Origin of the sequence: Chitinophaga sp. (assembly GCF_039596455.1) — a bacterium.
In the GTDB taxonomy this organism is placed as follows: Bacteria; Bacteroidota; Bacteroidia; order Chitinophagales; family Chitinophagaceae; genus Chitinophaga.
In genome coordinates this window covers 1977459-2000208 of record NZ_JBCNJR010000001.1, presented here as the reverse complement: position 1 = coordinate 2000208, position 22750 = coordinate 1977459, and the positions used below count along the sequence as shown (strand labels likewise).

General features: G+C 49.9%; 18 protein-coding genes. 8 read left to right on the top strand and 10 right to left on the bottom strand.

What is annotated here, in order from left to right; genetic code table 11:
- The first annotated feature begins 12 nt into the window (after nucleotides 1-12).
- Nucleotides 13-486 carry an acyl-CoA thioesterase gene (locus ABDW36_RS08175; RefSeq protein WP_343701393.1) on the top strand — a complete coding sequence of 158 codons (474 nt, stop codon included), beginning with the start codon at nucleotides 13-15 and terminating at the stop codon, nucleotides 484-486.
- Here ABDW36_RS08175 and ABDW36_RS08170 read toward each other — a convergent pair.
- Nucleotides 483-1121, bottom strand: coding sequence for a redoxin domain-containing protein (locus tag ABDW36_RS08170; RefSeq protein WP_343701392.1), 639 nt, complete (start codon nucleotides 1119-1121; stop codon nucleotides 483-485). The two genes, ABDW36_RS08175 and ABDW36_RS08170, sit on opposite strands and share 4 nt — an antisense overlap.
- Before the next feature lie 196 nt (nucleotides 1122-1317).
- Nucleotides 1318-1890: a YceI family protein gene (locus tag ABDW36_RS08165; protein ID WP_343701391.1), complete on the bottom strand. Its 573-nt coding sequence runs from the start codon at nucleotides 1888-1890 to the stop codon at nucleotides 1318-1320.
- 112 nt (nucleotides 1891-2002) lie between these two features.
- Between ABDW36_RS08165 and ABDW36_RS08160 the strand changes: the two genes are divergently transcribed.
- The 4 genes from ABDW36_RS08160 (at nucleotide 2003) to ABDW36_RS08145 (ending at nucleotide 4536) form a co-directional block, all read left to right on the top strand.
- On the top strand, nucleotides 2003-2377 hold the full coding sequence (locus tag ABDW36_RS08160; protein WP_343701390.1) for a helix-turn-helix domain-containing protein: 375 nt from the start codon (nucleotides 2003-2005) through the stop codon (nucleotides 2375-2377).
- 188 nt (nucleotides 2378-2565) lie between these two features.
- Nucleotides 2566-3519, top strand: a complete 954-nt coding sequence (locus tag ABDW36_RS08155; RefSeq protein ID WP_343701389.1) for an AraC family transcriptional regulator — start codon at nucleotides 2566-2568, stop codon at nucleotides 3517-3519.
- Between the two features lie 203 nt (nucleotides 3520-3722).
- On the top strand, nucleotides 3723-4169 hold the full coding sequence (locus tag ABDW36_RS08150; RefSeq protein WP_343701388.1) for a MauE/DoxX family redox-associated membrane protein: 447 nt from the start codon (nucleotides 3723-3725) through the stop codon (nucleotides 4167-4169).
- 94 nt (nucleotides 4170-4263) lie between these two features.
- Complete coding sequence (locus ABDW36_RS08145) at nucleotides 4264-4536, top strand: hypothetical protein (RefSeq protein WP_343701387.1); 273 nt, start codon at nucleotides 4264-4266, stop codon at nucleotides 4534-4536.
- A 41-nt stretch (nucleotides 4537-4577) separates the two neighbouring features.
- Here the strand turns inward: ABDW36_RS08145 and ABDW36_RS08140 are convergent, their stop codons facing one another.
- The 5 genes from ABDW36_RS08140 to ABDW36_RS08120 all read right to left on the bottom strand — a co-directional run bounded on the left by ABDW36_RS08140 (nucleotide 4578) and on the right by ABDW36_RS08120 (nucleotide 11882).
- On the bottom strand, nucleotides 4578-5960 hold the full coding sequence (locus ABDW36_RS08140; RefSeq protein WP_343701386.1) for a RagB/SusD family nutrient uptake outer membrane protein: 1383 nt from the start codon (nucleotides 5958-5960) through the stop codon (nucleotides 4578-4580).
- Between the two features lie 10 nt (nucleotides 5961-5970).
- Nucleotides 5971-9564 carry a SusC/RagA family TonB-linked outer membrane protein gene (locus ABDW36_RS08135; RefSeq protein WP_343701385.1) on the bottom strand — a complete coding sequence of 1198 codons (3594 nt, stop codon included), beginning with the start codon at nucleotides 9562-9564 and terminating at the stop codon, nucleotides 5971-5973.
- A gap of 167 nt (nucleotides 9565-9731) precedes the next feature.
- Nucleotides 9732-10265 (bottom strand): sigma-70 family RNA polymerase sigma factor, encoded by a 534-nt coding sequence (locus ABDW36_RS08130; protein ID WP_343701384.1) that lies wholly within the window; start codon nucleotides 10263-10265, stop codon nucleotides 9732-9734.
- Between the two features lie 234 nt (nucleotides 10266-10499).
- On the bottom strand, nucleotides 10500-10703 hold the full coding sequence (locus ABDW36_RS08125; RefSeq protein ID WP_343701383.1) for a hypothetical protein: 204 nt from the start codon (nucleotides 10701-10703) through the stop codon (nucleotides 10500-10502).
- 30 nt (nucleotides 10704-10733) lie between these two features.
- Nucleotides 10734-11882: a FecR domain-containing protein gene (locus tag ABDW36_RS08120; RefSeq protein ID WP_343701382.1), complete on the bottom strand. Its 1149-nt coding sequence runs from the start codon at nucleotides 11880-11882 to the stop codon at nucleotides 10734-10736.
- Between the two features lie 325 nt (nucleotides 11883-12207).
- Here ABDW36_RS08120 and ABDW36_RS08115 point away from each other — a divergent pair, with 325 nt between their 5' ends.
- The 3 genes from ABDW36_RS08115 to ABDW36_RS08105 all read left to right on the top strand — a co-directional run bounded on the left by ABDW36_RS08115 (nucleotide 12208) and on the right by ABDW36_RS08105 (nucleotide 15552).
- A complete protein-coding gene (locus ABDW36_RS08115) occupies nucleotides 12208-12570 on the top strand; it encodes a hypothetical protein (protein ID WP_343701381.1) in 363 nt (120 codons plus the stop codon).
- Nucleotides 12570-13151, top strand: coding sequence for an N-acetyltransferase (locus tag ABDW36_RS08110; RefSeq protein WP_343701380.1), 582 nt, complete (start codon nucleotides 12570-12572; stop codon nucleotides 13149-13151). The genes ABDW36_RS08115 and ABDW36_RS08110 overlap by 1 nt, the downstream gene beginning before the upstream one ends.
- A 118-nt stretch (nucleotides 13152-13269) precedes the next feature.
- A complete protein-coding gene (locus tag ABDW36_RS08105; protein WP_343701379.1) occupies nucleotides 13270-15552 on the top strand; it encodes a GH92 family glycosyl hydrolase in 2283 nt (760 codons plus the stop codon).
- A gap of 87 nt (nucleotides 15553-15639) precedes the next feature.
- Here the strand turns inward: ABDW36_RS08105 and ABDW36_RS08100 are convergent, their stop codons facing one another.
- From ABDW36_RS08100 to ABDW36_RS08090, 3 genes are all read right to left on the bottom strand, one after another.
- Nucleotides 15640-17934, bottom strand: coding sequence for a GH92 family glycosyl hydrolase (locus ABDW36_RS08100; protein ID WP_343701378.1), 2295 nt, complete (start codon nucleotides 17932-17934; stop codon nucleotides 15640-15642).
- Nucleotides 17935-18059: 125 nt separating this feature from the next.
- Nucleotides 18060-19697 carry a RagB/SusD family nutrient uptake outer membrane protein gene (locus ABDW36_RS08095; RefSeq protein ID WP_343701377.1) on the bottom strand — a complete coding sequence of 546 codons (1638 nt, stop codon included), beginning with the start codon at nucleotides 19695-19697 and terminating at the stop codon, nucleotides 18060-18062.
- 21 nt (nucleotides 19698-19718) lie between these two features.
- The gene (locus ABDW36_RS08090; protein WP_343701376.1) at nucleotides 19719-22652 is read right to left on the bottom strand and encodes a SusC/RagA family TonB-linked outer membrane protein; all 2934 of its coding nucleotides are present in this window, start codon (nucleotides 22650-22652) and stop codon (nucleotides 19719-19721) included.
- Nucleotides 22653-22750 lie beyond the last annotated feature (98 nt).

Sequence of the window (22750 nt, the reverse complement as noted above, 5' to 3'; positions counted from 1 at the left end):
ATCATTTATTATATGAGCAGACCGCAACACACCGTTACGTTACGTTTCCTGGCAGAGCCTTCGGATGTTAATTTCGGAGGAAAGGTACACGGGGGTTCCGTGATGAAATGGATAGACCAGGCCGGTTTTACCTGTGCCGCCAACTGGAGCGGCCAGTATTGTGTAACCGTTTACGTGGGGGGCATCCGCTTCTACAAGCCCATTGCCATTGGTGACCTGGTGGAGATATCTGCGTCTATCATTTATACCGGCACTACCAGCATGCATATTTCCATACATGTGTATGCCGGCAGCCCGCGCCAGCAGGAAAAGATCAAAACCACCCACTGTATTATGGTTTTTGCGGCTATAGACGAAAAAGGGCAAACAGTGCCCGTTCCCAAATGGGTGCCGGAAACGGAAGATGAGCGCAATATGGAGCAGTACGCCCACCGGCTGATGGACCTCCGCAAGAATATTGAGGACGAAATGAAACAATACCTCTAGGCTATGGCGCGGCTCAAAGCCTGGGCCTGCCCGGTGCTGTACACCTGGCTGAGCAGGTCACGGGTATTGATTGATTGCTGCAGGTAGTGGTCAAGGAAGTGATAGCTGATGCGCTGAGACTGCCCGATAACATATACTGCCGGCAGGGGGGCGTTTTCTTCAATGCCGCTCACCCTGTCCCACAGCGGGTCAGACTCCCGGTAAAGGCCTGCTGCCCTCGCTATCTGGTGGTCATTATCAATAGCCAGCGGGAAAGTCAGCTGATGTTGTTTAACCAGGTATTCCAGCTCCTTACGGCTGTCTGCAGATATTACCAGCAACTGGCCGCCCATTACCTGTATATCCGCATAAAGGTCTTGCAACTGCTGCAGGTAGCGGTCTCCATACCCGTTCCAGTGAATGGAAAAGAAAGCCAGTACCAGCGGCTGGTTCAGCAGCTCACTGCCTACCATGTAATTGTTTTCCCGGTTCAGGAAGGGGAAAGGAGTGATGAAAGCATCTTTATGTAGCTGGAACAGCGGCAAGGTGCTGCCGGCTACGGCAGGTTTGATGCGTGTTCTGTCGTTCAGGGGTTTGGTGCTCCTGATGTCGGGGTACAGTGGCAGAAAATCTGCATAAGGGTTGGTGGTGCGCATACTATACTTTTAATGATGGTTTTGATCTTTAAAACGGGTATTGCGATGTAAAGATAAGGGGAATATTTCTATTATCCTACTAAATCTGTAGACTTTATATGAAATAAAACAGCTTTCAGCCATGGTGGCTGATTTACGGGAATAAAAAAGGGCTAACCGAATCCGGTCAGCCCTCTAAAATTTTGCTGGGGGAGAATTATTGTTTCACAAACTCGCCATCGGCCACAATAGCCACTTCTTCGCTCAGCATGGGAGCAGGGAATTTGGCGCCTACACCGAAGTCAGAGCGTTTGATGTTGCCGGTTACACGGAAACCTGCTGTGGGCTTTTTGCTCATCGGGTTTTCAATGGTGCCGCGGTACCAGAGGTCCAGCGTTACGGGCTTGGTTACGCCATGGAGGGTCAGGTTGCCGGTTACCTGGTACTTGCCTTCGCTTACTTTCTTCAGGGAAGTGCTTTTGAAAGTAAGGGTGGGGATGTTGGCCACGTCAAAGAAGTCAGCGCTTTTCAGGTGGTTGTCCCGTTGTTCAATACCGGTATTGATAGAAGTAGCCTGCGCGGTAAGCTCAAAGGTGGCATCGCTGAAATCCGGCTTGGAAGCAGTAACGGTAGCGTCAAAGTCGGTAAAAGCGCCGGAAACGGTAGATACGCCAAGGTGTTGAATATCAAACTTCAACTGGGAGTGTGCCTTGTCCGATTTCCAGGAAGATTGCGCAAAGGAGCTGAGAGCAACAGCCAACAGCAATGCTAAGCAGGTGATCTTTTTCATAAATATGTGTTTGTTTTTTTACGGAATGCAAACTTATGTATATTCGCTAACAATTGGTTAGCAGTTACCTAAAGGTAAGCACTTACTTTCAGGTAAGTTAAAATCCGGGATCATGGTAAAGTTACAGACAATTTCGGCAGAATGGGAAGCCTGTACAGCATTAAGTGCCGTGCAGGACGCCCTGTATGTTTTGAACGGCAAGTGGAAACTGCCTATTATTGTTGCGCTCAGCTCCGGCAACAAACGTTTTAACGAGTTGCAGAAAACGGTGAAAGGCATTGCTGCAAAAGTACTTTCGCACGAATTAAAAGAAATGGAGCTGAACGGTTTTGTGATACGCCGCGTGCACAATACCACGCCCATTGCGGTGGAATATGAGCTGACGGATTACAGCAACACCCTTGGCAACGTGGTAGACGCCCTTCGGGAATGGGGTACCATGCACCGCGAAAAGATCCGCAGCCAGCTAAAAAAAGAAGTTGTGTAGTTCACAGGGATAAAACACGATCTCCCGCATAACTAACGCTACAGCCGCTTAGAACATTTTCACTGCGGTATTGTTTCAGTATGATACATGAATGTTTCAACATTCTACTGCCGTAATGCACGGCCATTTTTTCTGCCGACTAGCTTATGCCACAATTTTTCGTTACCTGAAAACCAATGCCAAAGCACATGAAGAACACCTGGAGTATTCTACAGGGAAAGAACTTTCAATTTCTGCCCCTGCCGCCTGAAGCCCGTTATCCGCAACTGCTCAATGAAACCACGGCAGCCCGCGCAAGCAATGAAACCGGCAACATACTGGCCCAGCACTTCTACGACCATTATGCCCGCGCCTGGCTGTATGATATGCAACTGCAGCAGGAAACCACGCTGCACGTTGCCCTGCCGCAAACCGCCGCCATGATGGTATATGTACTGCAGGGTGAAGTAACGTTGAAAACAAGGCCGTTTCACACCACGCGCCTTTTTGAGAACAGCTATAGCTTCTTTTCCCTGCAACCACAACAACATACGCTGGACGCCACGGGCCATTGCCGGGTGCTCTTCCTGCAGCTCACAGCCCCGCTCCGCTCCCTGCTGGACGAAAGCCATATCAACATTCCACTGCAAGACCACCAGCCCGGCCAGATCACGGAAGAATGCCGGAAACTGTTGCGCAGCCTTCATCAGCACCATTACTCCGGCGAAATATGGCAGCTCAAAAGGCAGGTGATCATACTTGACCTGCTCTTCAAAACGCTGGACGAAATAGGCGTGAGCTACAAGAAACAACAAGCGTCCACCTATCACCGCGATTACGATACGCTGAAACAGGTAAAAGACTACGTGCAACGCAACATCCACAAGAAACTCTCCGTACAGACACTTGCCACCCGCTTCTCCATTGAGCCCAGCTTTCTGCGAAGGGGCTACAAGAAGGTGTTTCACCGGCACCTGTGCGACTATATCCGCGAAGTGCGCCTGGCCCATGCCCGCAACCTGCTGCAAAACACCACGCTCAGCGTGCATGAAATAGCCTGGGAGGTAGGGTACGAATCGTCTACCAGCTTCACCAGGGTATTTACAATGCATTTCCAGCAATCTCCAAGCGACTTCCGCAAAACCATTATTAAAATTGTTTGATAATTTTGATAGCTTTTCGATCAAATCGGCTATCGCATTATTAAACAGAGAAACGAATTTTATATCACCTTCATAAACGGGTCAGCACTGAGAAGATGACATGAGTACCGTAAAAAACGCGTCGAAGCACATCCGGTCATCCTTTCGTGGCAGTGCAGCCACAGTACAGCTCCTAAGTTAATAACCATATAAAAGCGCTAGCCATGACACGTAAGTGGACCTTGGAATCAATTACCATGCTGCTCTTTATCCTGTTTACCTATGCCGCCGGCAGCAAACTTGCAAACTATAAACTGTTCCTTTTCCAGATGGACGCCCAGCCGTTCGATAACCAGTATACCCTCCCGCTGGCAGTAGGGCTGTTGCTGATGGAATTTGCCATTGCCGCATGCCTGATATTCAAGAGAACGATAAAAGCCGGTTTGTGGGCATCACTCAGCATGCTCATAGCTTTCACGGCGTATATCATTTTGATAAAACTAAATTATTTTGGCTCCATCCCGTGCTCCTGCGGCGGGGTAATAGAGCGCCTCAGCTGGACACAGCATCTATTTTTCAACCTGTTCTTTATTGGGATCAATATTGCGGGAATAGTGCTTTACAAGCTGCCGCCATCTGCACCACAGCAGCCGCAGCTTAAACTGTCGTAGAAAGTCGTCAATAAATCTACACACCTTTTAATTGGAACACGGCTGTTTCCGGTAAACAGTCTATTGCTCTCACCTTTTTTAAAACCATTTTACTATGAAAAAGATCAAATTGGCCGTACTGGCACTGGCATTGTTATGCGGGGGAATTGGGGCTTATGGGAAGTATAAGAAGATGATGGACGTGTATTACATTGCGCCAACAACCTCTGTTGCTGCAGATTATTTCATTGTTTCTCCTAATCCGCCTTCTCCTGATTGCATAGCCGGAGAATCAGGCTGGGTTTGCACTGTTTTGGCCGAAGAAAATCTTCCTCCAACTTATGCAATTCCGTCACAGGATGCCATGATTCTGACCGTATATGAATAAAAATCATCTTTCCATCTCTATAAAAGGCAAAAATCCCCCCTTTATCGCTCGTTCTGCTGCACGCCGGACTCGTCTATTTCACGTTGTGGCAATGGATAGATGTACTTTCGGTCGTTAGGCAAAAGCTCATAAGTCATCCCAAAGCTTTTTCTATATAGTGTTGTAGCAAAACGTGCATCTCTGTTTAATCTCCTTAAATCCTGCCAGCGGATCTGCCCTGTAAAGGGAAACTCCTTTCTTCTCTCCTCCAGTATCTTTTTCAGCAGAGCCTCTTCATCGTTAGTGAAAAAATCAACGTACGAACCTTGCTTATAGCGGTTCATTAATACCTTATTCAAATCTTTTAAGGCCAATTCAAGATTTCCGATTCTCGCATTGCACTCGGCTCTGATAAAATAAACTTCGTTTGTTGCCAGTCCTGAAAATATTTTTCCTGCACCAGCGTATGTTCCCCTGAACTTTATTCTATTAGAAGCGTCTCGATTATAATAGTAAGTTCTTCTTAGATCGTTATCATCATAGCTCTTATAAAGGAGACTATCTACCTGCGAGAGATTAAATGCTTCATCAGGAACAATTGCCACATGCCCCACACCTGTAGCATAAAATAAAATTTCACTGTTTGTTTCTGTAAAAGCAGGGAATCTGTATGGTCGCGCAAGCGTTACTTCTCCACTATTGAAATCAAGCAATTTATTCGAATAGTGTAGCGATGAGTCCGCATAATTTTTCGCAAGTGCATAATCGTCCATCAACAAATATATGCGTGCAAGTAAAGCAAAAGCTGCCGGTTTGATGGGGCGATTTTTGTAAAGAGAAGCCACTGACAATAAGTCGGCTGCTTTTTTCAAATCTTCTGTTATTTGCTCGTAAGTTTTTTGAACAGTTGACCTTGGCTCAATATGATAGATATCAGATTTTAATCTCATGCAAATACCGAGATCTGTGGTCGCAGTTGATCGGATATACGGCTTACAGAAAGCACTTGCCAGTTCGGAAAAAATCATTGCCCTAAAAAAAAGTGCCTGCCCTTTTATATTGTTCACTTCAACCTGGTTATTGGGGAAACGCTCTGGCTCCAATCGCTCCAGTATTATATTAGCAGCGGCTATGATATTGTAACTATTCGAATAATCGCTAGAATTCTGACCTTCGAAGATCTCTTTATTCCAGAAGTATGAATTTTTGCTTATTGAATTCAATGAATTGATGGTTTCGTCGGCATAATAATAGTTATCACACCCCAAAAGGCCAATAGAAGGATAACTTGAATTCATTAGTATCGTATTGTTCAAAATAGCCTGAAAGTCTTCCAGTGTTGTTGGAACAACATCTGATTCCTGCCTTTTTGCGTCCAGCCATTCGTTCTGCTTCGTACAGCCGAAAAAGAAAAAAGCAACCACTATGACAAGAAAATCTTTCATACTTCATTGATTAAAAATTTGCCTGCAAACCAATTGAGACCGAAAAAGGAATTGGAACATTATTTGCAAACTGAGTAGAATACACGTCCGGATCAAGATTAAGTTTATTAGCCCGCCAGATAACCCCAACATTGTTTAGGTAACAATATGCCTCTATCTTCTTTAATGAAGCATTTTCCCGCAATGGAATATTGTATCCCAACCTAACATCCTGAAGCCTTATGTGATCCCCCTTTTCTACCATTATCTCAGAAAACCGGTAAAATAAGTTCCTGTCTAAATTCGATGGATAGGAAAGGGAAGGAACATCAGTATATTTCTCGTCTCCCGGAGCCTTCCATCGTCTGGGATAGTCAGCATTCATGCCTTCGTTTAAAACATTCTGATAGTTCAAATTGAGGTTAGGCCTGCGAAAATAGTACCCAAATTTATAGGTAATATTAAAGGAAAGCCGAATTCCTTTAAATGCGAGGTCATTCCTTAACGCGCCAAAAAAAGTAGGAGTTACTGATCCATGATAAACCAAACTGTCCGGGTTAAAGTTCTGCCTTATACCTGCATAATCTTTACTCACCTGGCCATTCAGATAGCCGTGAGGATCTCCGTTTTTAGGATCCAGGCCAGCCCATCTGTAGCTTAGTACCCCACGTAAGGGCTTTCCTACAACATATAAAAGGTTCAAGGGGTCTTGAAACACAACAGATGCAGCCGTTGGCTTTTTGGAATACTGCGTAATCTCGTCTTTGAGATGACTGACAATAAATGTCGCATCCCAGATAAGTTTCTTATCCATAATCCTGGCATTAAGGTTTATATCAAACCCTTTCGTCAGAATGCTGCCTGAATTCCTGTTGACAGCGCCTAGCCCCGTCTGTAACGGATTGGAAATCTGTTCTACCAGATCAAGACCTTCTTTGCGATAATATTCAATCGTTCCTGAAATCCGGGAGTTCCAAAGTGAAAAGTCCAATCCGGTATTGATTATTTTAACTTTCTCCCAGCGTAGCTCTTCATTTGGAGGGACAAGATTGACAATTGAGGGCAAGCCCGTCAAAGGATCGGTTATACGGGTACCTGTCAGATACGCGGCTCCATTATATACATTCCCGTTAAACCCATATGACATCCGTAGCCTCAAATTTGGCAGCCAATCCGATTTATAAAAGGGTTCCTTACTTATGCTCCATCCTCCACCAACAGACCACAGCGGTACCAGTTTTTGGTTAGTACGGGCTCCAAATAGATTTGCGCCATCTCTGCGGGCGCTGGCAGTTATATCGTACCTCTTTTTGTATGAATAACCCGCAACAGTATAGTACGATATAAACCGGTTTAGCAATCCGAAGACGCTTCCCCTCATTGATAACGCAGAATTAAGCGTTGACTGGCCGGCAGGATTTACCGGGAACAGGGTTGTTAAATCAAGCCCCGATGCGGCTGCACTGTGTTCATCAGCATGCCCCACGGTACTTAGCTCTGTTCCCGTAGCAGAAAGCTCCCTCATCTCACTGCCAATAATACCTGTCACCGAATGGTCCCCTATTTGCTGTTTGTAATTTAAGCTGGCCCTGACGCTATAGCTCCGCCAATCATAATTTTCAGCCTCAAGTATACCTCCCCGGGGAAAATTATATGATAACTGATTATTGGCATCATCATATACTGTAAACCTGTTTATCAGGTTGCGCGTAAAATAGCTGTTCTCACTTCTGTAGTTCTTTGAGAAAATGGTCTGCGTTTCGTTCTGAAACTGCACATCCGCATATAAAAAGGAGGCTATCCGGTACTTCAAGCTGCCCCTTAATACAAGATCGCTTAAATTCATATACCTTTTTGCATTACGGATCTCATCCAGCGGCCGGTATCTCCAGTCAAGGAAGCCCAATCCTCCCGTGCTGTCCACATAGTTCGCCCTGTAGTCCTTAACAGTGGGAAGCGGATGTCCATTACCATCCGCCAGGCTGGCATAAGGGTATAATAACCTGTACTTTGAGCCCCCGACCAGTATATCTCCATATCCCAGTTCGTTATGCTGCAAAATTGTATTGTGGCTATAGTTCACATAACCCTCTATCTCAAGCCTTTTAACGGGCCGGTACTTGATTGCGGATGTCATTGTAGCCCTGCGGGCGCCATTCCTCACTAAATTGTCTTTCTCGTGATCATAACCCAGCGAGAAAAAATAAGCCAGTTTATCTATGCCGCCCCTCAAATTCACCTGGTACTGCTGGCGTACCCCACGTTGATACACATACTTCAGCATATCCCTTCTTAAATCATTGGATGTAAGCGCATTGATCTGGTTCTGCGCTTCTGCGCCCGTAATAGATCCTTCTCTTTGCTGGGCCAGTATTTCTACTAAAGGGGAAACAGGGGGCCGGGTGATCCTGTTATTAATATCAGCATCAAAATATCCGTTATTGAACAAGGTGGTTTCTACATCTATGTAATCTTCCGCGCTCATGTAGTTCCGGTCCTTATACAAATTGGGCTTGCTGACAATGGTAAGGTTGGTATTGAAGTCCACCGTCATTTTCTGTCCATACCTTCCCCTCTTGGTAGTCAGCACAATTACGCCATTACCGCTTCGGGCGCCCCAGATACCGGCAGACGCCGCGTCTTTCAAAACCGTGGCAGACTCAATATCATTGGGGTTTATATTCCGGATATCCCCTTCATAGGGAAAGTTGTCCAATATTACCAGCGGGTTGGTGTTAACCCGGTTTGGCGATAAAGTGCTCAAACCCCTGAGGGAAATTCCCAGCGGTACACCGGTTGGCATTTTTGAGACGCTGTTCATGGTAGCCGTCTTATAATTCAACAAGCCGCTGGTGACGCCCTCCAGCCGGTCAAGGATATTCATACCTACCCGCCTGTGCAGCAAGGCGCTGTCTATGAACACAAAAGAGCCGGTGGAGCGTTCCCTGGGCAGGTCCTGGTAACCGGTAGACACTACAACGATGGGCGCTATTTGGGTAACGGCGGGCGTGAGTACAAATTTGAGATGCTCTTCCCCTTCCAGCCTGAACTGGCGGGCCAGGTAGCCCATGGAAGAAATTTCCAGTATGCCGTTGCGCGGGGCGCCTTCCAGGCGGAAGCGGCCCTGTGCGTTTGTTTTGGTGCCTTTGAAACCACCTTTTACCATTACGGTTACGCCGGGGATGGGATTCCCTTCCGGATCTGTTATGACGCCGGCAACGGTGACCTGTTCGGGTTCTTCTTCTTTTTTAACCACAGCGGGTTCTTTGTTGCCGAACAACAGCACTTCTCCTCTCACCAGTGCCCAGCCCACTTTCTGGCCGCGCAGCACCCGTTCCATTACTTCCTTCAGTGTAGCATTTTTGAAACTGACACGCAACTTTTGCAGCCGGTTTACCACAGAATATTCATAGGTAACGGTTAAACCCATTTGTGTCTGTATGGCGCTGAAAATATCTTCTATAGTATAGGTGCCGGAGAGTATTAAAGTACGCCCTTCCGGGGGTTGCTGGGCATGGCCGTGAATTTGTATGCTGAGGAAAAACAATACGGTCAGCACCAGAAGCCTGTGGAGCCTTGGGAGAAAATGGTGCCGTATCATCTTTAAGTCAGCAATGTAACCCATCCGGGTATATTTTTCGGGATAGAAAATCTCTTCTCGTTGTCGGGCATGGTAAATTTCGGTTGTCTCAAACGGTTTTCACATTGGGGGAACTGACTTGCTAAAATGAATAAAATCCTATGCCTGATAGGATTTAGCATCATGTCTAAAGCTCCATAAGTACCCGGATGCTACTTCAGATTGGCCAGCATCATCCGGAGGTTTCGTAGGGCAATTTTCACATGACTGCGCACTGTTTCCATTTTTAATCCCATTTCCTGGCTTACTTCGCGATAGGATTTCCGGTCCAGGTGGGCTTTGATGAACGCCCAGCGTCTTTGTTCGGGTAATTCCTGTACGGCCTGATTGATACGGTGGCGTACTTCCCAGGCATCTCCCTGGTTTGTCAAATCAAACATAGGCGCAGATTCCAGGAAAAATGCCTTTTTCCGTTCTGCCGTCTGCAGCTTGCGCTGCTGGCTTAAACAGTTGTTCCTTACGGCGGAAAACAAATAGCTGCGGTAATTGGCCGGCATCACATTGGCCAGATGGTTCTTCTCCCAAAGCACAATAAAAGTTTCCTGCACTACATCTTCAGCTTCCGTTACATCGTGCAGGATAGACACTGCTTCCAGTATCAGCGGCTCCCTGTATTTGAAAAACAGGTGCTTGAACACTTCAGGCAAATGCCGCGGGTTGTTCGGTGATATGCATTCTTCACTCATGGCTATTGTAATATGGTGAACATTAAATGGATAAAGTCCAACCCGCACGTCCGTTTTTCGGATGCGTACCTTGAAAAAAAACCTGCAAATGGCAAGGAACTTTTCACTCAAGATAGTGAAAAAAGGACAGTCGGGAGAGACCGAAGTTGTTAATCTTCAGTTAACAGCCCCGCCCGTTGGCAAGGGGGACAACACCCCCCTGACGAGGCAAAACCTGTGATGAATATACGATTTTTAACGGATTCTTTCCGTATTCTTTACAATTTCGATATGGTAACCAATATGGGTTAACAGCTCACTGGCCCCATCCAGTAACTCCAGCAACTCATCCCGCAGGTTGTTGCCGTTTTCACCGGCCCGGTACGCAAATTCTTCCCAGGTCAGATTGTCTGCCAGGAAAATATACTGCAGGCGGTTTGTGAGATTAACGTTGTTCATAATACATTATTATTAGTAGTTCAACCAATTTTAGAATAAATGCAGGGTATTGCCCATTATCCGGTGCTTCACGCCCCTGGTAATGTTCAACACCTCCAGAAAATCTTCAATAGGCCTGTTCTTGTCCAGCTTACCAGCAAAGCGGAAATTTGTTAACAAAGGGTTATCGATCTGCACCTTCATATCGTACAAACGGTGGATGGCCTCAGACAGCTCCACCAGGCCGGCCCCCTTGAAATAATACACCCCCTGCATCCAGCCCAGCACTTCTCCCTGTTCAAAACGGGTTACGTCAATGGCCTCCGCGCCCTTACTCCAGGCCGCCACCTGCCCCGGCTGCAACACTACCGCAGTGGCCCCGGAAACGGCCTGAATGCTGCCCCGCACCAGTGAAGCCGTAACTTTGCCAGCCCGGTAAGTATTTACGTTGAACGCAGTGCCCAGTACCCTGATGTCTCCGTCAGGGGTATGCACAATAAACGGCTTCTCCGCGTTCCGGGCCACATTAAAGTAGGCCTCTCCCTCAATTTCCACTTCCCGGACATTTCCCTTGAACGAGAACGGGAACCTCAGGGTAGATGCGGCATTCAGCCATACTTCCGTGCCATCTGCCAGTATTACCTTGTAATCTTTTTTTACGGGTATTTCCAGGGTGCTCCACTGGCTCACACCGTCATGCCGCTGGTGAAACCGCAGGGTATTGCCCTCGGTTTGAAGCTGTACATCCCCCAGCAGCATGGAATGGTCAGGTTTCAGCGCCATGCGCTCCCCGTTTGACAAGCGCAGCCTTATATCATACATTTCCGGCTCCTCCCTTGAGTTGGCGGCCAGCTGCCCTTCCCCCAGCCGTGGCGGCGCCAGGAACACATAACCGGCAAAACCGACGAGCGCCAGCACACAAGCTGCCGCAAGCCATCTGAATATACGCAGGTACCGCACCGGCTCTCCGGTGTTTTCCATTACCTTCTCGGCCAGTTCGTTCCAACGCTTGCTGGTGGGGCGTACTCTCAGCAGTTCCAGCATATCCGGCGAGCGGTACAGCTCGTCCAGCTCCTTACACATCTTACGTACACGGGGCTCCATCATAGCAGCCTCCAGCTCTTTCTCCTCCTCTTCGGAGAGCGTACCTGTCAGTTTTTGCAGGTACAATTGCCTGATGTATTCGAGATCTGCTTCCATATTTTTATCGGGGGTCTATATTTAAGACGGATTTTCAAACCCGGTAGGGTGTACCGGAAGTTAAGGATTTTTCCGTTTTTGCACTCACCATGCAGAAACGGAAGGGTGTCCGCTGCCGCCGTTATTCCCGTCTTCTCCTCAAATCCTTTACCGTACTGCATCCCATCCCCCTTCCGGTTTTTTATGCCCGAATGGAATGCCTTTTGGCATACCCGGGTAAAACAATTCACATGAAACCGGCACCTGAAAAACACACAATGTATTACGTGCTTACCTCCGCGGTAGCACTGGCCATCATTGTACAGGTACTTATAAAAATACTAACATGATCAATCGGTTTGAAGTGCCCGCACTGATCGAAGACGCACTTCCGCAGCTCGGCAAGGCATTGCACCAGTTCCCGGCCATATTTCACATATACGAAACTGTACAGTGCCTGCATAATTTCCTGCTACAGCAGCTTCGCAACAGGAACTATGATCTCCTTGAAAAAAGCCTCAGGCTGACCGGCAGGCTATATGACCGGGGCAACCCGCAGGTACGGCAAGCGGTGGCAGACATTATCCTGCCCGGCCTCTCCCGTGAGATACTGCCGGATAACATGAGCCAGATCAAACTGTACTCACTGATACCCGCCAGTCTTTATAACCAGTTCATGCAACTGCACCTGAACATCAATCATCAATAATGGAAACAGCAGCAAAAACAGAGGAAGACGTTGCCCCGGAAACCATGGGAGACATTATTGTTCGTGTGGCGAAGGCCAGCGACGTTATATATGCGGAAACGATCTCCGCCGAAATGGAAGCTTCCGCCCTGGCCCGCGGCACCGGCATTTCTAAACGTCCTCCATCTCTCATCCGGGAAAAAATACTCCAGGGCAAAGCCGTCATTGCGCTCTGTAGAAACGGCATCTGGGCGGGCTTTTCTTACCTGCAAACCTGGCAGCAGGAAATATTTGTATCCAACAGCGGCCTCATTGTAGCCCCGGCATTCCGCGAGAGGGGCCTGGCGGCGCTCCTTAAAGTAAAGATCTTCCAGCTCTCGCGCCTGCTCTACCCTGCCGCGCGCCTCTTCAGCATTACCACCAGCGCCGCCGTTATGAAACTCAACTCCCGTCTGGGCTTTGTACCGGTTACCTACGCTGCGCTGCCGGCAGACCCGCTTTTCTGGGAAGGCTGCGGCAGCTGCGTGAACCACCATATCCTTTGCTCCAAACAACACCGCAATTGCCTTTGTACTGCACTGCTGTTCACCCCTCCGGGATAAATACCATACCCAGGTTATCTTGTTTTCCCTTTGCTCAATCGATTTTGCTACCCATAATCATTACCTCCGAACCTTAAAACCCTTTATCTTTAGCTTGCAAAATCAATCACCCGAAGCAATGAGAAAATCTCTTTTCCTGCCCATGCTGCTGCTGCCTTATGTGCTGCCCGCGCAAGATCCGGCACAATATGTAAAGCCCATCATCGGCACCCAGAAAATGGGGCACACCTACCCCGGCGCCACCGTGCCGTTCGGCATGGTGCAGCTCAGTCCGGATACGGATACCATTCCCTACGAAATGAACGGGAAGTACAACCCTGACGTGTATAAATATTGCGCGGGGTACCAGTATACAGACAAAACGATTGTAGGTTTCAGCCATACACATTTCAGCGGCACGGGCCACTCAGACCTGGGAGATTTTCTTATTATGCCCACCACCGGGCCGCTCCAGCTCAACCCTGGTACGGCAAACAGGCCGGAAAGCGGCTACCGCTCCCGTTTCTCTCATGAGAACGAAACGGCAGAGGCGGGGTATTACAAGGTGAAGCTGGATGATCACAACATTCTTGCGGAGCTGACCGCCACCAATCGCGTTGGGCTTCACCGGTACACCTTTCCGCAGGCAGACCAGGCGCACATTATTCTTGACCTGGTATCAGGGATCTATAATTACGATAAAAAGAACGTCTGGACTTTTGTAAGGGTGGAAAACGATACGCTCGTTACCGGCTACCGCCAAACCAGCGGCTGGGCGCGCACCCGCACCCTGTACTTTGCCATGGTGTTTTCAAAACCCATTAAACGGTACGGGCATCAAAATACCGACAGCAGCGTGTATAAAGGCTTTTACCGCAAATTTGACCAAACAACCAACTTCCCCGAAATGGCCGGCCGCCGCATAACGGCCTGGTTCGATTTTGATGCCAAAGCGGATGAACAGCTACAGATAAAATTCGCGCTTTCACCCGTGAGCACTGCCGGCGCACTTCGCAATCTGGCGGCTGAAGCGCCGGGCTGGGACTTTGAAGCGGCGAAAAGAAAAAGCCGGGAAGACTGGAACCGGGAATTGTCTAAAGTAACCGTAAAAGCGCTCTCCGAAAATGACCTCATCAACTTTTACACCGCGCTTTATCACACCTATCTCAGTCCTACCACGTATATGGACGTAGACGGCGCCTACCGCGGGCTTGACCAGTTGAACCACCAGGCCCAAGGTTTCACCAACTACACCACGTTCTCCCTCTGGGATACCTACCGCGCGCTGCATCCGCTTTTCAACATCCTGCAACCCGCACGCAATGCGGACATGGTACGCTCCATGCTGGAACACTACAACCAGAGCGTACACAAAATGCTGCCCGTGTGGAGCCATCATGCCAATGAAAACTGGTGTATGATAGGCTACCACAGCGTTTCTGTAATTGCAGATGCTATTATGAAAGGCAACATCAGGGGATATGATGCCATGCAGGCACTGGAAGCCTGTGCCAATACGGCCCGCTACAAAAAGTATGACGGCCTTGAATACTATATGGAACTGGGTTATGTGCCCGAAGATAAAAACAGCTCCTCCGTTTCCAAAACGCTGGAATATGCGTATGACGACTGGTGTATTGCGCAGGTGGCAAAAAAACTGGGCCGAACAGACCTGTACAACGAGTTCATCAAACGTTCCCAAAACTACCGTAATGTGTACGACGCCTCTACCGGCTTTATGCGGCCCCGGCTCGGCAATGGTACTTTCCGGAAAGAGTTTGACGTGCTCAGCACCCACGGCCAGGGTTTCATTGAAGGCAATGCCTGGAACTACAGCCTCTACGTACCACATTACCCGGCTGAAATGATTGAGATGATGGGCGGCAAAAAACAGTTCACACAGCATCTTGATTCGCTCTTTACCATGCACCTGCCGGACGCCTTTTTCGCCGAAACGGAAGACATTACCCGGGACGGCATCATCGGCAATTACGTACACGGCAACGAGCCCGCCCACCACGCCGCCTATCTCTACAACTGGACGGGCGCTCCCTGGAAAACACAGGAAAGAGTGCGTATGATACTGGAAAAAATGTACAAACCAGCCTCAGACGGTTTGGGAGGAAATGATGACTGCGGGCAGATGAGTGCCTGGTATCTTTTCAGCACGCTGGGATTCTACCCCGTATGCCCCAGCTCTGCGGAGTATGCGCTGGGCAGCCCGGCCATTCGCTCGGCCAGCCTGCAGCTGGAGAACGGCAAAACCTTTACGGTTGAAGCTGTTGACCAAAGCCCGCAAAACGTATATGTCAGGAAAGTGGAACTGAACGGCAAACCGCTGCGGCAGCCCTTCATCAATCATAGTGATGTAATGGCCGGCGGAAAGCTGGTATTTTACATGAGCCGCAAACCGGTGAAGTAGACATAAAAAAACATCCCGAAGAATCGGGATGTAATATGTATACAGTGAACAATGAAATAGCAAGTTGCTGCTACTCCAGGATCTTGATTATTTTTTAGCGTTTGAATAAGAATACGGGAAGGCATCCGGCTGGGTGCCTCTTGTTTTTTGAGGCTGCGGCCCCATGTTGACACGCATTACGCCACCCTGCTGAATGGCCTGGTGGCTGATCCAGTTTTTGGAGTGCGGCTTTCCGTTCAGCAGCACGCTTTGCGTATACAGGTTGGTGGCGCTATTGCCCGGTGCTTCCACTACAAAACGTTTCCCATTCTCCAGCGTAACGGTCATTTTAGGGAACAGGGGCGCGCCCAGCACATACTGGTCCGTACCCGGACAAACGGGATAAAAACCCATGGCGGTAAATACGTACCAGGCAGAGGTTTGCCCGTTGTCTTCATCTCCGCAATACCCGTCTGGCCCGGCATGGTACAATCTATCCATTACCTGCCGCAGCCAGTATTGGGCTTTCCAGGGCTGGCCGGCGTAGTTGTAGAGGTAGATCATATGCTGAATGGGCTGGTTGCCATGTGCATACTGGCCCATATTGCTGATCTGCATTTCGCGGATCTCGTGAATAACGCTGCGGTAGTAGCTTTCGTCGTATACCGGCGGCATCACGAACACGGAGTCAAGCATGCGGGCAAACATTTCCCGGCCGCCCATCAGGTCTGCCAGGCCTTGTACATCGTGAAACACAGACCAGGTGTAATGCCAGCTGTTGCCTTCGGTAAAAGCATCTCCCCATTTAAAAGGATTGAAAGGCGCCTGGAAGCGGCCGTCTTTGTTTTTACCGCGCATCAGTTTGGTTTCCGGGTCAAACAGGTTGCGGAAGTTCTGGCTGCGCTTGGCAAAGCGGTCTATTTCCGCCTGCGGGCGGCCCAGGGCGGTGGCCAGCTTGTAAATAGTGAAATCGTCATACGCATATTCCAGCGTGCGGGCGGCGTTTTCGTTCACATTCACATCGTACGGCACATACCCCAGCTCGTTATAAAATTTAACACCTTTGCGGCCCACGGAAGATAGCGGGCCTTCATTCTCTGAATTTTTCAGGATGGCTTCGTAGAGCGTATTGATGTCAAAACCGCGGATGCCTTTCAGGTAGGCGTCTGCAATAATAGATGCAGAGTTGGAACCTATCATGCAGTCCCGGTGGCCGGGGCTGGCCCATTCCGGCAGCCATCCGCTTTCTTTATACGTATTTGCCAAACCTTCCATAATGTGGCTGTTCAGCTCCGGGTACATGAGGGTGAAGAAGGGGAATACGGCGCGGAAGGTATCCCAGAAACCATTGTCCGTAAACATGTAGCCGGGCAGTACTTTGCCGTTGTAGGGGCTGTAATGCACAATATGGTTCTGCGCGTCATATTCGTAAAATTTGCGGGGGAACAGCAGCACGCGGTACAGGCAGGAGTAAAAAGTGCGCACCTGGTCTACCGTACCGCCTTCTACCAGTATACGGCCCAGCTCCTTGTTCCAGGCGGCTTTGGCCTTCTGTTGCGTGGCCTCAAAGCTGTCTTTCCCAACTTCCCTTTGCAGGTTGAGGGCAGCCTGCTCAAAGCTGATGAAGGAGGAAGCCACTTTCACGTGTACCTTTTCACCTTTGCCGGTTTTGAAGCCCACCACGGCCCCTACGTGGCCGGCCTGCAGTTCCAGCGTATCTCCCGCCAGGCGGTTGCCATTCCAGGTATGGGCTATGCTGAAGGGTTTGCTGAATTCCAGCACAAAATAGTTCTTGAAATTTTCCGGCACGCCCCCGCTGTTGCGGGTGGTGTAGCCTATTATTTTGTTCTCTTTGGGAATGACCTTGATGTATGACCCGCGGTCAAAGGCGTCTACCACAACAAAAGCGCTGTCTGTACGCGGAAAGGTGAAGCGGAACTGGGCGGCCCTTTCTGTGGGCGTAATTTCCGTGGTGACGTCTGCATCTGCCAGGTACACGCTGTAATAATAAGGTTTGGCAGTTTCCGCTTTGTGGGAATACCAGCTGGCACGGTCATCTTGCGTGAACTTCAGCGAGCCGGTAACCGGCATAATGGCAAATTGCCCGTAGTCATTGATCCATGGGGAGGGTTGATGCGTCTGCTTGAAGCCGCGGAGTTTGTCTGCACTATACTGGTAAGCCCAGCCATTGCCGATGGTGTTGGTTTGCGGCATCCAGAAGTTCATTCCCCAGGGCGTGGCAATAGCCGGGTAAGTGTTGCCGTTAGACAAACTTCCCTTGGAGTCTGTTCCCATCAGCGGGTTCACCCATTCTACCGGGTCTGTAATGCGGGATACCGTTTGAGCCTGTACGGCCGGCGCAGCATAGGAAGCCAGCAAAAAAATCCATCCAATTTTTTTCATATCGCCTTGACGTGATGTTTTGATTGCAAAATCGATTTTTCAAAAAGAAGGGGCCGGCCCAGGATTGGGCCAGCCGTTAGATGCTACTCTTTATTGTTTGTATGATAAGCACTTGTTAATAACAGTTATTCGTACCCCGGATTCTGTTTAAGGTTTTTGTTCAGGATCATCTGATTATAAGGGATCGGGAAAAGCTCCCATTTATCTTGTCCTGACGCCGGGTGGTCCCACCAGGAAGCGGTAGTGAATTTACCGAACCTGATCATATCTGTTCTTCTTTTCCCCTCAAAAATAAACTCACGGCCCCGTTCTGCCAAGAATTCGTCCAAAGTTAATTTTGCAACTGTATAAGCCTCTGTGGGCCAATCTGTTGCAGAGAACGCCCGCTTACGCACTTCGTTCACCAGGTCTACTGCTTCCTGGGTGGCGGTGCCGCCGTTCTTCCTCATAAGTGCTTCGGCCTTGTTAAAATAGATCTCCGCCAGGCGGTACAGCACAAAGTCATTGTTCCAGTATACACTGGAGGTTTGCGGGCCGGGCCGGTACTTGTTAAAGCGCGCTCCGCTGTTTTCCTCTCCCCTCGTCATACCGCCTTCTCCGGCCTCTCCTTCCGAGTTACGGCGTATTTCCTTCACAAATACCAGCGGTCTGCCGGCATATTCTTCAGTGCCTTTTACAATACTATCGTTAAAGTTAGTCCGGAAAGCCACGTCTATTTTAGCCGTATCTATCAGCAGCCAGGTCTTTTTCCGCAGGTCTTTATCTGAAAATGCATCAAAAGCTGTGGGTATCACCACAATACCGTTATTGCCGTTAAAGTTCGCATTATACAGCTTTTTTTGCTCATAATGCCACAGATCTCCATTCCAGCCAAAACGGAAGTTGCCCACCGTATAGTCATAAGTGATCTGGAACAGGTTTTCAGGAGACGTGTGGTTCAGGTTGTCAAAAGGTTTGAGCAGGTCTGTTTCCAGCCTGGGAGCCGCGCCAGACAAGGAACCGCAGGAGCCGTCCAGTATTTTATTGCAGGCGGCAATGCACTCGTCCCATTTGGGCGCACCAGCCCACTTTTCCGCATTCAGGTACAGCTCCGCCAGCATGGCATAACCGGCAGCCCGGGTAACACGGCCCACCAGCGCGGGCGCCAGGGGGGGCAGCAGGTCTACGTTCTCTTTCAGCTCTTTCTCAATAAAGGCCCACACCTCTGCCCGCGGGGCGTTTGCCGGACTAACGGGCACGCCTACTTCCGTTACAATGGGAATGTTCCCATACAGGTCCATCAGCTTCAGGTAGTGCCAGGCGCGCAGCACCTTGGTTTCGGCAATAATGGCCGCCTTGTCCTCGTCCGTCATGCCAATGGTCTTGAAGTCAATGGCGGAGAGGTCTTTAATGGTGTTGTTACAGAACCCCATGCCCCAGAACATCAGCCGCCATGGGTTCCAGGCGTTGTTGTCATTGGCTATCCAGGCATGGTTGTGCAGGCGTATCCAGTCGCCACCATCAAAGCCGTGGCGGCCTTTCTGCGGCCAGGCAAGCTGGTCCGCAGAGAGCTCGCTCACCCGCCAGTGGCCTACCTGGCCGGTGGGAGCTGCCCAGGCGTTGGCGTGGGTGAAGGGGCGGAGCACCGCCGCCATCACCTCCGTCCGGTTCTTGTAAAAGTTCTGCGCCGGTATTTCACTGTACACTGTTTCTTCCAGGTTGGTGCAGGCGCTCATGCCTATCATCAGGGAAGCGAGGCCTGCTACGATATATTTCTTTTGCATGTTCTTCATTTTTAGGAATTTTTAAAATCCAAGATTAAGACCAATCGTGTAAGACTGGGTCCTGGGATAAAAACCCCGGCCGTCTATACCTGTGGTAAGGCCATTGTCTTCCAGTTCCGGATCAAGCCCGCTGTATTTGGTAAAGGTCAGCACGTTGCGGCCGGCCGCGTAAATACGCAAGCTGCGCACGTAGCTGGACCTCAGCTTGAAGTTGTAGCCCAGCGCTATATTGTCCAGCTTCATGAAGCCGCCTTTTTCCAGGTAGTAATCAGAGTACTGCGGCACATCGTTCAGGGCCTTGTGTTTGGTGACAGCGCTTTGCAGCACGTTGTTGGGGAACCAGGCCCTGTTGCCGAAATACAGCTCCTGCAGGTTCAGGATGTCATATCCCAGCTTGCCGCGGAAAAACAGGCTCAGGTCCCAGTTTTTGTAACGGAATACGTTGTTCCAGGAAAACATCATTTTGGGTACGCCGTTGCCTATTACGGTCAGATCATCTTGCGTGATCTGGCCAGCGGGCACTTTGGAGCCATCTTTTTTATAGAACAGCCATTTGCCGTTATCATCAAAACCGGCAAAACGTTTTCCGAAGAAGTTACCCAGGGCGCCGCCTTCTACTACCCTGATGGCGTTGCCCAGCGCGCCGGGAGACGGCAGACCGCCAAATTCCAGCTTCTCCAGGCGGTACTGGTCATTGGTGATGCTGGTCATTTCGTTCTGCTGGCGGTTAAAGGTAAGGTCGATGTTGTACGTGAAATTCTTGGTTTGTACCGGCACCGCGTTCAATACGATCTCGAAACCTTTGTTGGAAATAGTGCCCACGTTGGTAAAGATCTGGCTGGTCACAAACGGCGGCAGCTGCGTGTCATAGTTGGCCAGCAGGTCTTCCGTTTTACGCTGGTACACATCGAAAGAACCACCCAGGCGGTTGCTCCAGAGGCTGAAGTCTACGCCAATGTTCCATTCCTTTTTCTTTTCCCAGCGAAGATCAGGGTTGGGGTTGCGGGAAGGCCCGTATGTTTCAAACCAGGAGCCGTTTTGCAGGTATGCGCCACCGGTGCTCAGGAGGATGAGCGACTGGTAGTTGGCAAAGCCCTGGTTGCCGGTAACGCCGTAACCTGCGCGCAATTTCAGCTGGTTGATGACGCGGTTGCCTTTCAGGAAATCTTCTTCACTGATGGTCCAGCCCGCGGAGAAAGCCGGGAAGTTGGCCCATTTGTGATTGGCGCCGAAGCGGGATGAGCCTTCGTGCCGGAGAATGGCCTGGGCAAAGTACTTCTGGCGGAACGTGTAGTTCACGCGGCCAAAGAAGGCCACCAGCGTATTATCCACCTTATTGCTGGCCATGCCTGCACGTCCCAGGGTGCGGTAAAGGCCGTTGCCCAGGTTCCAGTCCTGGAAAGCATCTGTGAGAAAACCTGCGTTGTTGGCGCTATAGGTCTCAATGGTGCTGTACTGGTAGCTGTAGCCCGCCAGCGCCGTAATACCATGCTCACCAAAGTTGTTGTTGTAATCGATCACTGATTCGAAGGTCTTATCCAGCTCCACCCGGTTGCCCTTGTAGGCATAGCCGCCGCCCTGGTAATCCTGCTGGGACGAACGGGATGCCCGCAGCCTGTACTGGCGGTCATTCCAGGTATTGCGTACCACGGCGCCAAAGGCAGATACACGGAGACCTTTGTATACCTCTATTGATACCTTGCCGTCTCCCTGTATGGTTTGCTGGTCCCGTTCAGACAGTTCCTGCTCCAGGCGGGCTATAGGGTTGAAGTTATTGAAGCCCGTGGTTTCGAGATAAGTACCGTCCGGTTTTTTAACCGGCGCGGTGGGGTTTCTTTGAACCGCCTGCTCAAAGTCTCCGTTGGAGCCGCCGAGCAGGTCTGCCTTGTTGAAGTTTGCCGCCAGGTTGGCCTGCAGGGTCATTTTGCCTTGCAAACCGGTCTGGTTCACGTTCAGGCGTCCGCCATACTGCTTGCGGCTATTGCGTTTGGCAATGCCTTCACCTTCGTTGTAATAACCCGCTACGCGATAATTGGACTTGTCGGTGCCGCCGGTAGCAGAAAGGGTATAATACTGCGAAAGGTTCTTTTTGTTGATCAGCAGATCGTAAATGTCTGTACTGCTGCCCAGGTCATTGCCGGCCGGGGCATTGGCCTTAAATTCTTCCGCATTGAGGAAGCGCGGCTTTTTGGCAATGGCGTCCCGCTGCAGGTAGCTGGAGAAATTGAACTGCGGCTCCCCTGAGCGGCCTTTTTTGGTGGTTACCAATATTACGCCGCCGTTGGCGCGGGTGCCGTAAATAGCAGCGGCCGAGCCGTCTCTCAGCACGTCAATAGAAGCAATGTCTTCCTGCTGCAGCAGGTCCAGGTTGCCGCCCGGCACGCCGTCTATCACTATCAGCGGGCCAATGGTGCCGCTAAGGCTGGTGATGCCGCGCATCTGCACGGAAGCGCCCGCGTTAGGATTGTTGCCGCTTACGCGGGTAATGCTGAGGCCGGGCACTTTACCCTGCACCAGGTCCATGGGAGAGCGGGCCACACCCGGGTTGAAGTTTTCAGCTTTGATAGAAGTAACCGCGGAGGTCACTTCTTTTTTCTTCAAGGTGCCGTAACCCACCACTACTACATCTTCCAGTGTTTTGGAAGAAAGGGAGAGCGATGCGTTCACAGTGTTGCCGCTGCCAATCGCTACCGTCAGCGTTTCGTAGCCGATGTAGGAAAACTCCAGTTGGGAGCCGTTGGTGATGTTGAGGCTGTAAGTACCGTCACCGCCCGTTTGCGTACCGGTACTGGTACCCACTACCCTGACGGTTACACCGGGCAGGGGCGACTGGTCTTTTGCGTCTTTCACAGTGCCCCGGATGGTCCGTGATTGGGAATAGGCCAGGGAGGCTGTGAGGAGCATCAGGGCACCCAGCCAACTCACACGCATGAAAAACGTAGATGTCTTTTTCATTGCAATTGAAATTGATTTGGTTAATAATCTGGAAACAGTTCTGGTGAAGTCTTTTAGCAATAGCAATTCCATTCGGCGCCCTTGCGGGGAGCCGTGAG